The sequence below is a fragment of the Actinospica sp. genome (assembly GCF_035552695.1).
Lineage (GTDB): Bacteria > Actinomycetota > Actinomycetes > Streptomycetales > Catenulisporaceae > Actinospica.
On record NZ_DASZKT010000087.1, the window covers coordinates 21,072 to 31,988 of the forward strand.

General features: G+C 69.2%; 10 protein-coding genes. 8 read left to right on the forward strand and 2 right to left on the reverse strand.

Going from position 1 to position 10,917, the window contains the following annotated elements; genetic code table 11:
- Positions 1 to 58: 58 nt before the first annotated feature.
- A complete protein-coding gene (locus VG296_RS11160) occupies positions 59 to 1,096 on the reverse strand; it encodes an aminoglycoside phosphotransferase family protein (protein ID WP_325565577.1) in 1,038 nt (345 codons plus the stop codon).
- 144 nt (positions 1,097 to 1,240) lie between these two features.
- Between VG296_RS11160 and VG296_RS11165 the strand changes: the two genes are divergently transcribed.
- The 7 genes from VG296_RS11165 to VG296_RS11195 all read left to right on the forward strand — a co-directional run bounded on the left by VG296_RS11165 (position 1,241) and on the right by VG296_RS11195 (position 8,716).
- A complete protein-coding gene (locus VG296_RS11165) occupies positions 1,241 to 1,576 on the forward strand; it encodes a LuxR family transcriptional regulator (RefSeq protein ID WP_325565578.1) in 336 nt (111 codons plus the stop codon).
- Positions 1,577 to 1,711: 135 nt separating this feature from the next.
- A complete protein-coding gene (gene boxC, locus VG296_RS11170) occupies positions 1,712 to 3,385 on the forward strand; it encodes a 2,3-epoxybenzoyl-CoA dihydrolase (protein WP_325565579.1) in 1,674 nt (557 codons plus the stop codon).
- A 5-nt stretch (positions 3,386 to 3,390) separates the two neighbouring features.
- Positions 3,391 to 4,812, forward strand: a complete 1,422-nt coding sequence (gene boxB, locus VG296_RS11175; protein ID WP_325565580.1) for a benzoyl-CoA 2,3-epoxidase subunit BoxB — start codon at positions 3,391 to 3,393, stop codon at positions 4,810 to 4,812.
- Between the two features lie 36 nt (positions 4,813 to 4,848).
- Positions 4,849 to 6,426 carry a benzoate-CoA ligase family protein gene (locus VG296_RS11180; protein WP_325565581.1) on the forward strand — a complete coding sequence of 526 codons (1,578 nt, stop codon included), beginning with the start codon at positions 4,849 to 4,851 and terminating at the stop codon, positions 6,424 to 6,426.
- Complete coding sequence (locus VG296_RS11185; RefSeq protein WP_325565582.1) at positions 6,423 to 7,427, forward strand: NAD(P)/FAD-dependent oxidoreductase; 1,005 nt, start codon at positions 6,423 to 6,425, stop codon at positions 7,425 to 7,427. Before VG296_RS11180 ends, VG296_RS11185 begins: the two co-directional genes overlap by 4 nt.
- 75 nt (positions 7,428 to 7,502) lie before the next feature.
- Positions 7,503 to 7,847, forward strand: a complete 345-nt coding sequence (gene fdxA / locus VG296_RS11190; RefSeq protein ID WP_325565583.1) for a ferredoxin — start codon at positions 7,503 to 7,505, stop codon at positions 7,845 to 7,847.
- Positions 7,847 to 8,716, forward strand: coding sequence for an amidohydrolase family protein (locus tag VG296_RS11195; RefSeq protein WP_325565584.1), 870 nt, complete (start codon positions 7,847 to 7,849; stop codon positions 8,714 to 8,716). Before fdxA ends, VG296_RS11195 begins: the two co-directional genes overlap by 1 nt.
- Positions 8,717 to 8,738: 22 nt before the next feature.
- Here the strand turns inward: VG296_RS11195 and VG296_RS11200 are convergent, their stop codons facing one another.
- Positions 8,739 to 9,746, reverse strand: a complete 1,008-nt coding sequence (locus VG296_RS11200) for a PaaX family transcriptional regulator C-terminal domain-containing protein (RefSeq protein ID WP_325565585.1) — start codon at positions 9,744 to 9,746, stop codon at positions 8,739 to 8,741.
- Positions 9,747 to 9,882: 136 nt separating this feature from the next.
- Here VG296_RS11200 and VG296_RS11205 point away from each other — a divergent pair, with 136 nt between their 5' ends.
- Positions 9,883 to 10,710: an SAM-dependent methyltransferase gene (locus VG296_RS11205; RefSeq protein ID WP_414641084.1), complete on the forward strand. Its 828-nt coding sequence runs from the start codon at positions 9,883 to 9,885 to the stop codon at positions 10,708 to 10,710.
- Positions 10,711 to 10,917: the final 207 nt, after the last annotated feature.

A 10,917-nucleotide genomic window follows, 5' to 3' on the forward strand; every position in this document is an offset into this window, starting at 1 on the left:
ACGCCCGGATTCCGAGCACCGGCACGCGCTCCTGCTCAGGGTCGCTCGCCAGGAATCCTCATGCGTCCCAGGACTCGATGACGTCCAGGCAATCGCGCAGGAGCGTTTCGAGGCGGTCGAATCGCCAAGGCTGGTTCCCCCGGGTCATCCCGCGGCTGGGCATCTCGACCGTCATCAGCAGGTACAGGTGCAGCCGGTACAGCTCCAGCCTGCGGCACTCTCGCGCGGTGAACGTCACCGGGCGTCCGGCCACGGAGGCGTATCCGAGGACGAACGGATGCTCCGGCTCTTGCTCGATCCTTCGGAACAGCGCCGGGGATACGAAGTCCACCAAGGGATCGCCGAACAGGAACCGTTCACCGTCCACGAGCCCGGCCAGGCCCCATCGGCCGTCCGCGTCCGCGGCGCACAGCGCATTGCCGTCCCAGAGGTCGAAGTGCAGCAGCGCCGGCCGGTCGACCTCGTCCAGGACGTCGGCGCCACGGGCCACCGCCGCACGCACGCGCTCGGGCGGGGCGACGAGACGCACGTTCCATCGAACCGCGTCGTCGAGCAAGGACTCGATGATGGCCGCGTACGCCTCGTGCCACGTCCGTCCGGAGGCACGACATCCGTCGTAGCCGTAGTGCGCGCCAGTGATCGTGTGCAGGCGGGCGACCGTGGCACCGAGATCGGCGCGGACGGCGTTCTGGTCTGCTTCCTGCTCGACCGCCGTGAGCGCGACGCCCGGCAGGAATTCCGTGATGAGCCACTCGCTGCCGCCAGGTGACGCGTCCACGCCGTGGTGCAGCAGTCTCGGAAACGGCGCGCCGGGAAGATGCCGATCGACCAACTGGAGATACCGCGCCTCAGCGCCGACGACGCCGTCCTCGTAGGCGAGGATGCCCGTCCCGGCCGACGGCCCGACCTTGAGCACGACACTGCGCCCGTCGGACAAGTCGATCCGGGTCACGGACGCGAATCCGCCCCCGGAAAGGGGCGCCATCGCGACGGCTTCCACACCCGGCCCGAAGGCATCACGCACGTACCGCGCGATCTCGACCTCGCCGAGGTCGCGCTGCGTCGGACTGATCGGACCGGAAGGACTCAAGCTCACCGCGGCGTCTCCCGTCTGACGGCTTCGGCGCCGTACGAATCTCGCGCCGCACGAGTCTCCCGTGTCACGCGCCGATCGCGCCAGCGGATAGCGGCCTGCGGTGTCGCCGGGAAGATCCACGGAGCCCGTGCAAGACTCGGTGGTATGCAGAAGTTCTCCCTCGACGCCCTGGCCCGCGAGCACCTGGAACGGGCCGCCACATCCCCCGCCGGTCGCAGCGCGGAGACCGTCTACGGAGGTCACGAGCACGTGCTGCGGCAGACGCTGGTGGCGCTGCGCGCCGGAACCGAGATGTCCGAGCACGGCAACCCGGGCGAGGCGAGCGTGTTCGTGCTGCGCGGCCGCGTGCGACTGCGCAGCGGCGAGAACTCCTGGGAGGGGATGAGCGGGGACCTGCTCATCGCCCCGCAGGCGCGGCACAGCCTCGAAGCGCTCGAGGACGCGGCGATCGTGCTGACGACGACCGCGTTGGTCCAATAAGAGCGTTCCGGCAAGGCCCTCGAGACCCACGATTCCCGAACGTGACCTGCGGATCCTTCCAATAGTCTACGAACTATTGACGTTACGGCGTTAGTTTGTAGAGTATTCGATAGACCGAGACGTGGAGGATGACCCATGACCGAGGCCGCCGCGCAGGTGGAGTTCCGTACCGAGCCGTCCCGTTATCGGCATTGGCGGGTGACGTTCGACGGTCCGGTGGCCACGTTGACGATGGATGTGGATGAGGCCGGTGGCCTGGTGCCCGGTTACGAGTTGAAGTTGAACTCGTATGACCTGGGGGTGGATATCGAGCTCTACGACGCGGTGCAACGGCTGCGTTTCGAGCACCCAGAGGTGCGCACGGTGGTGGTGACCGGGGGCAAGGAGAAGATGTTCTGCGCGGGCGCGAACATCCGGATGTTGGCGGGCTCGGCGCACGCGTGGAAGGTGAACTTCTGCAAGTTCACCAATGAGACGCGCAACGGCATGGAGGACGCGAGCGCGCACTCCGGCCAGAGGTACCTCGCGGCGGTCAACGGCACGGCGGCCGGCGGGGGCTACGAGTTGGCGCTGGCGTGTGACCACATCATGCTGGTCAACGACCGCTCGTCGGTGGTCTCGCTGCCGGAACTGCCGCTGCTCGGGGTGTTGCCGGGAACCGGCGGACTCACGCGCGTTGTCGACAAGCGGCACGTGCGCCGCGATATCGCAGACTACTTCTCCACGCGCTCCGAGGGCGTCGGCGGCGCGAAGGCCGTGGGTTGGCGGCTGGTGGACGAGGCGGTCCCACGGCCGAAGTGGGAGGCGGCCGTCGCCGAACGTGCCCTGGAGATCGCCGGGCATTCGAATCGGCCGATCGAGGGACACGGCGTACAGCTGACCGAGCTGGTCAAGTCCCGGACCCAGGACGAGATCGAGTACCGCTACGTCAGCGCGCGGATCGACCGGGCGCGCGGCGTCGCGGAAATCACTGTGCTCGGGCCCGACTCGGACGCGCCGTCAGATATCGCCGCGTTGCACGAGCAGGGCGCCGACTTCTGGACCCTCGCCATGACGCGCGAGCTCGACGACCTGATCCTGGACCTGCGCACGAACGAGAACGAGATCGGCACCTGGGTCGTCCGCACGCGCGGCGAGGCGGCCCGGGTGCTGGCGTACGACGCGCTGCTGCTGGAGCACGCGGACGACTGGCTGGCCAACGAGATCCGCCTCTACCTCAAGCGCACCCTCAAGCGCCTGGACGTGACCAGCCGCAGCATCATCGCCCTGATCGAACCGGGCAGCGCCTTCGCCGGATCGCTGCTGGAACTCGCGCTCGCCGCCGACCGCAGCTACCAGCTGTTCGGCGTGTTCGAGGACATCGATCCGGGCGCCGAACCCGCCGCGATCACCCTCGGCCCGATGAACCTCGGGCCGCTGCCGATGGGCAACGACCTCACGCGCCTGCAGACCCGCTTCTTCGGCGACCCCGACGCGCTGGCGGCCGCGCAGAGCGCCGAAGGCAAGGCGCTGAACGCCGAGGAGGCCGAGCGGCTGGGCCTGGTCACCTTCGCTCCCGACGACATCGACTGGGACGAAGAGGTGCGCATCGCCGTCGAGGAACGCAACAGCTTCAGCCCGGACGCCCTGACGGGTCTGGAGGCGAACTATCGCTTCGTCGGCCCGGAAACGATGGAAACGAAGATCTTCGGACGGCTGACCGCCTGGCAGAACTGGATCTTCACCCGACCCAACGCCTCCGGCCCCGACGGCGCGCTGCGCGCGTACGGCACCGGAAAGCGCGCCGACTTCGACCGCAAGCGAGTGTGATCGCGATGACCACGACCGCCGCCGACTACTCCGAGAAGATCCCCAACAACGTCGACCTGCACGAGGACCGCCGACTGCAACGCGCCCTCGAATCCTGGCAGCCGAACTTCCTGTCCTGGTGGGAATCAATGGGCCCGACGCTGCCCACCCAGGACGTGTACCTGCGCACCGCGATCAACGTGGGCCGCGAGGGCTGGGCACACTTCGGCCACGTCGCGATGCGCGACTACCGCTGGGGAATCTTCCTCGCCGAACGCGACCCGGACCGGCGCGTCGGCTTCGGCCAACACCTCGGCGAACCGGCCTGGCAGCAAGTCCCCGGCGAATACCGCGCCGACCTACGCCGCCTGATCGTGATCCAAGGCGACACCGAACCGGCCTCGGTCGAGCAGCAGCGCAACCTCGGCGCGACCGCCCCCAGCCTCTACGACCTGCGCAACCTGTTCCAGGTCAACGTCGAAGAAGGCCGGCACCTGTGGGCCATGGTCTACCTGCTACACGCCTACTTCGGCCGCGACGGACGCGAAGAAGCCGAACTGCTCCTGCACCGCAACTCCGGCAGCGAGGACTCGCCGCGCATCCTCGGCGCCTTCAACGAAGAAACCCCGGACTGGCTGTCTTTTTTCATGTTCACCTACTTCACCGACCGCGACGGCAAATACCAGCTCGGCACCCTCAAGGAATCCGCCTTCGACCCGCTCTCGCGCACCTGCGAGTTCATGCTGAAGGAGGAGTCTCACCACATGTTCGTCGGCACCACCGGCATCGACCGCGTCGTCGAGCGCACCGCGCAGCTGATGTGCGAGAACGACACCGACGAAGTCGTCGCCCACGGGGCAATCCCCTTGACGACCATTCAGAAGTATTTGAACTTCCACTACTCGGTCTCGCTCGACCTGTTCGGCTCCGAGACCTCGACGAACGTCGCGAACTACTACACCGCCGGGATCAAGGGCCGCTGGGCCGAGACCCGACGCAAGGACGACCACAAGCTGACCGACGACGCGATCCTGGTGGACACGGTCGTGGACGGCGAGATCGGCCAGGCGGAGGTCTCGGCGCTCGTCGGGCTCAACACCGACCTGCGGCGCGAGTACATCGACGACTGCCAGAACGGCGTCACGCGCTGGAACCGCATCCTGGAGAGCGCGGGCCTGCCGCAGCGGCTTGCTCTGCCGAGCATCGCATTCAACCGGCGGGTCGGCGCGTTCTCAGCCATCGAGGTCACCCCGGACGGGAAGACCATCACGGCCGACGAATGGGAACGCCGAAAGGGCGAATGGCTGCCGACCGGCGTCGACAAAACCTACGTCCGCTCCCTCATGCAACCCGTACACGAACGCGGCAAGATCGCCGCCTGGATCGCACCACCCCGCCAAGGCATCAACGGCAAACCGTTCGACTATGAGTACGTACACCTCGCCTAACCACCCCTCCACGCCGTCTCGCGCAAAGGTGCGCCCATGACCACGGTGATCGACGACAACACCTTCAACACCAGCACGTTCAACGCCAGCACGTACCTCCTCGACCGGCATCTCGAGCGCGGCGATGGTGGCGACCACCGGATCGCGCTCACCGGGCCGAGCGGCGACGTCAGCTATGCGCAGCTGTACGACCTCGTATTACGCACGGCCGCAGGGCTGCGGGCGATCGGACTACAGCCCGAGCAACGTGTGCTGATGTACATGGCCGATTCCCCGGAATTCGTCACGGTCTTCCTCGCGGCGATGCGCATCGGCGCGATACCCGTGCCGGTGTCCACGATGCTGCACGCGGACGGCCTCGCCGAGTTGCTGCGCGACGCGCGGGCCCGGTATCTGGCCATCAGCCCCGAGCTCTCGACGACGGCCGAGAAGGCCGCGGCTCAGTCACCGGAGCTCGTCGCGATCCTGGGCGGGGACGCGTTGGCCGAGCTCGCGCGGCACGAGCCGCTCGAAGCCGTGTACCCGACGTCGGCCGACTCCCCCGCATTCTGGCTCTACACCTCGGGCACGACCGGGACCCCGAAGGCAGCGATGCACCGGCACGGATCGGTGCGCGTGGTCTGCGAAACCTACGGCTCGCAGGTGCTCGGCATCCGGCCCGAGGACCGGTGCCTGTCCGCCGCCAAGGCGTTCTTCGCGTACGGGCTCGGCAACTCGGTGCTGTTCCCGCTGTCCGTGGGCGCCACGGCGATTCTGGAACCGTCCCCGTCCCGGCCGGGGACGCTGGTCGATCGGGCTCGGGAGTACGGCGCGACGCTGTTCTTCGCGGGCCCGACCTTCTTCGCCAACATGCTGCACGCCGATTTGCCGGCCGACTCGCTACCCGGCGTGCGGCTCAGCGCGTCGGCCGGTGAACCGTTGCCCGAGGTGCTCTATCGGCGCTGGACGCAGCACTTCGGCATCGACATCCTCGACGGCATCGGGATGACCGAGATGCTGCACATCTTCCTGTCCAACCGCGAGGGCGCCGTCCGCCCCGGCACGACCGGCGTCGCAGTACCCGGATACGACCTGCGCATCCTCGACGATGAGGGCCACGAGGTCACACCCGGAACGCCGGGGACGCTCCACGTCCGCGGCACGTCGATGGCAACCGGCTATTGGTCGCGCTACGACGCCACGCAGCATGTCTTCCAGGGCGAATGGCTCTGCACCGGCGACACGTACGTGCAGGACGCCGAGGGCTGCTACGCCTGCCTCGGACGCACCGGCGACATGATCAAGGCGAGCGGCATGTGGGTCGCGCCCGCCGAGGTCGAGACGCGGCTGCTGCAGCATCCGGCGGTCGGTCAGGCGGCGGTCGTCGCCACAGTGGATGCCGACGGGCTGGAGAAGCCGGTGGCGTACGTCGTACTCGCTGCCAATGCCGACGCCGACGCCGACGTCACAGGCGAGGCCACGCTCATCGAGTTCTGCCGCGAGGGATTGCCCTCATTCAAGCGGCCGCGGCGGGTGATCTTCCTCGACGCGCTGCCGACGACCGCCACCGGCAAGGTCCGCCGCGTCGAGCTGCGTGCCGCGGCCGTGGGACTGTTGGGAGGGACGACTCCATGAGCATGTCCGTAGCCTGCGATCTACTCATCGTCGGCGCGGGGCCGGCCGGCCTGTACGCCGCGTACTACGCCGGATTCCGCGGACTGACGACCGCCGTCGTCGACTCGCTGCCGGAGGTCGGCGGGCAGGTCACCGCGATGTATCCGGAGAAGCCGATCTACGACGTCGCCGGATTCCCCGCGATCAAGGGCCGCGATCTGGTGGCCGGACTCGCCGCGCAGGCCGAACGCTTCGCGCCGACCTGTCTGCTCGGCGAACGCGCGGAATCCCTCACCCGGGACACGGACGGCGTCGTCACGGTGACCACGCATGCGGGTACTGAGATACGTTGCCGAGCGGTGCTGATCAGCGGCGGCATCGGCACCTTCACGCCGCGGCCGCTACCGGCCGGCGAGGAGTGGCTCGGGCGCGGCCTGTCCTACTTCGTGCCCTCACTCGAGGCGCACGCCGGGCACGACGTGGTCGTGGTCGGCGGCGGGGACAGCGCGTGCGACTGGGCGCTGAGTCTGGAGCCCTTCGCCCGCTCGGTCACGCTCGTGCACCGCCGCGCAGCGTTCCGGGCGCACGAGCACAGCGTCGCGCAACTGCGCTCGTCGACCGTCGAGATCATCACTGACGCCGAGGTCACCGGGATCCAGGGCGACCGGCACGTCGAGTTCGTGGACGTCACCGGACCCGCCGGCACGGCACGACGCCCGGCTCGAGCCGTCATCGCAGCACTCGGATTCACGGCGAACCTCGGGCCGATCCGGCAGTGGGGCCTCGAGGTGACCGCGAACCGCTATCTGCCCGTAGACACGACGATGGCCACGAACGTGCCCGGCGTGTTCGCTGCCGGGGACATCACCGACTACCGCGGCAAGGTGCGGCTGATCTCGGTCGGCTTCGGCGAGGCGGCGACCGCGGTGAACAACGCCGCCATCCTGATCCGTCCGCACGAGCCGCTGTTCCCGGGCCACTCCTCCGACGCCGCGCCCCTCCCCGCGCCCGCGCTGGTCTGAGTGGCGCTGTCTGAGTGGCTCTGGTCTGAAAGTCCCTGGTCTGAAAGTCCCCGGCCTGAAAGGAGACCCGCCGCCGTGCCATACGTCATCGCCGCGGCCTGCATCGATGTCATGGACCGCTCCTGCATGGAGGAGTGCCCCGTGGACTGCATCTACGAGGGCGAACGCAAGCTGTACATCAACCCCGTCGAGTGCATCGACTGCGGGGCCTGCGAACCGGCCTGCCCGGTCTCCGCGATCAGCCAGGACCGGCGCGTGCCGGCCGAACTGCGCGAGTTCGTGGACGACAACGCCCGGTTCTTCACGCAGTCCCTGCCCGGCCGCGATGCACCGCTCGGCCCGGCCGGGGGCGCGAACGTCGTCGGTCCGCTCGGTGTGGACACCGAGTTCATCGCCGACTACCAGCCCGGGACCGCCTGATGCTCGACGGCAGGACGCTGATCGACGTCCACCTGCACGCCGCGCGTCTGCCGACGCTGAAACCCGCGTGGCGGACGTGGGCCGAACAATTCGGGGACCGCGAACTGCTCGGTCGGCTCTACGACGAGTCCGGCACGCTCCGGCCGGCCGAGTTCGACGCGTACCTGGCGAACGAAGGCGTGGACGTCGCGCTACTGCTGAGCGAGTACAGCCCCAAGGCCACCGGGATCCAGCCGATCGAGGACCTGCTGCCCGCGGTCGCGCACAACCCGTCGCGGATCAGGCCGATCGCGAACATCAATCCGCACTTCCACTATCCGGTGGACGAGGAACTGCGGCGGCAACTCGACCTCGGGGCGGTCGCGTGCAAGGTGCATCCCGTGCACGCGGGGGTCGCCGCGAATGACCGCAGCCTGTATCCCGCATACGAGGTCTGCCAGGCCGCCGGGATCCCGCTCGTCGTGCACTGCGGCACGAGCACGTTCCCCGGCTCGAGCAACAAGTACGCCGATCCGGTCCTGCTCGACGACGTGCTCCGCGACTTCCGCGGCCTGAACATCGCGCTCGCACACGGCGGTCGCGGCTGGTGGTACGACGCCGCGGCGTTCATGGCGCTGTCCAACGAGCGCGTCTGGATCGAACTGTCCGGCCTCCCGCCGTCCCGGCTCCAGTCGTACTACGCGCGGCACGATTGGGCGCGGCTGACCCGAAAGATGATCTTCGGTACGGACTGGCCCGGCGTCCCCGGCATCGCGAAGAACGCCCGCGCCATCGCCGCCCTCTGCCCCGACGACGAGACCGCCGCGCTCGTGCTCGCGGGCAACGCGTCCCGCGTCTACAACCTGAAGCCGGAAGCGGCGGACCGCTGACCGCAAGCCGCACTCGGCGGCCTTAGTCCGCGGCGGCGAGCTCCGTCCAGCGGCGAAGGGCGGTGGCGTGCCACTGCAGGTGCAGGTCGTCGAAGACGTTGGCCGCGCGGAGGCCGATCCAGTGCGGCGGGAGCATCTCCAGCGGCAACTGCGGGTCGAGGCGGGGGAAGCGGCGCCATTCGTCGACGAGGCGGATCTGGGCGAAGAGGATCTCGTCGGGGGTGCGCGGAGTGCCGATGGAGTCGGGAACGTCGGAGGCGCCGGGAACGTCGGAGGCGCCGGGAACGTCGGAGAGGCCGGGAGCGCCGGAGAGGCCGGGAACGTCGGAGGCGCCGGGAACGCCGGAGGTGTCGGGAACGCCGGAGGCGCCGGGGCGCGGCGCGAAGCGGGCGACGAACTCCTCGTACGCCTCGGCGAGTTCGCCCAGGTGCCAGGCCTGTTCGACCATGTCGCGCTCGGAGCCGACGCCGGCGAAGGGGCCGCAGAAGGAGAACGCGGCCGCGTCCAGGCCCAGGTCGGCGACGACCTGCTTCGCCTCGGCCTCGCGCGAGGGGTGCGGGCTGATCCACACGCCGGGCGCGGGGCTGCCGAGGCCCGCCCAGGTCAGGCCGTTGCGAAGCCGGTGGCGCAGGTCGCGCTGCGACTCCGGCACGGTGACCAGCAGCACCAGCCAGCGGCCGTCCCAGGACTCGCGGTCGCGGCCGAAGGAGTAGATCCGCTCGGCGCCCTCGGTCAGCAGGGTCCTGCCGTGCTCGGTCGGCGCCCAGCGGACCCGGCGGCCGGTGCGCTCGGCGGCGATCCAGCCGTCCGCGCCCATCCGGTTCAGCGCCTGGCGCGCCGCCTTCTCCTCCACGCCGAGCCCCGTCAACACGTGCAGCAGGGTCGAGGTCCACACCGCTTCGCCGGACGGCCGCACGTACTCGCCGAAGACCGTCAGCAGCAGCGACCGCGCGCTTCGCGTCCCCGTCTGCTGCCTGCGGGTGGGGGACGGCATCGCGGCTTCGGAAAGTCCCTCGTCGTACGCCGTCATACGTGAAATTCTACCCGTACACCCTGCGCGGTACCGGGTAAACCGTGGCCGGCGATTGCGGCGCGCACCTCCCGGCGCGGTGTCATGACGGTTACACTCGGCGGATGCGCGTTCCTGGTCCGGTCAGAACGGAGTCCTGGTGAATCGTCCCCGGCCGCGGTGGGCGCCCGACTCGGTGGATATCGAGCGTCCGTCGGCCGCACGCATGTACGACTATTTCCTGGGCGGCTCGCACAACTTCCTGGCCGACCGGCGGCTGGCCGAGGAGTACATGCGGGTGCTGCCGGAGATGCCGGTGATCGCCCGGGCGCAGCGCGGGGTGCTGCACCGCGCGGTGCGGTTCATGGTGGAGTCCGGCATCGACCAGTTCCTCGACCTGGGCTCCGGGATGCCGACGACCGGCAACGTGCACGAGATCGCGCAGGCGGTGAATCCGAACGTCCGGACGGTGTACGTGGACGTCGATCCGGTGGCGGTCGCGCACGGCAGGGCCCTGCTCCGCGACGAGGAGGGGCACACCGGAGTCGCGCACGCGGATCTGCGCGATCCGGCGTACGTGCTGTCGCGGCCGGAGGTCGGGGAGTTGCTCGACCTGTCCCGGCCGGTCGGTGTGCTGATGATCGCGGTGCTGCACTTCGTCGGTGACGACGATGACCCGGTCGGCGTGGTCGGCACGTATCGGGATGTCACGGCGCCCGGGTCCTTCCTGGCGATCACGCACGCCACCAACGACTACCGGCCGACGATGGCGAAGGACGCCGAGGAGGTCTACCGGCGTGCCAGCCATCAGATGCACTACCGGTCCAAGCGGGAAATCGCCGCGCTGCTCACCGGCTACCAGGTCGTCGAGCCGGGCCTCGTGGACATGATCCACTGGCGTCCGGACCCGGACGCGGGCCCTGATGCGCTCGGCGGCGACGTAACCCGCTACTCCGGCTACGCGGCGGTCGGCCGCAAGCCGTGAGGCTCCGTCGACCCGCGCGGGTCGACGGAGCCTCGTGGTGGCACTACCGGATTACTTTGCGGCGAGCCGGTCGCGCTTGATGGTGAGTTTTCCGTGCTTGATCTGGGCCAGTCGGGGGACGCGGCGGGCCAGCTCGGAGTCGTGGGTCACCATGATCACGGTCAGCCCGCGCTCCTGCCACAGGTTCTCCAGCAACCCGAAGATATC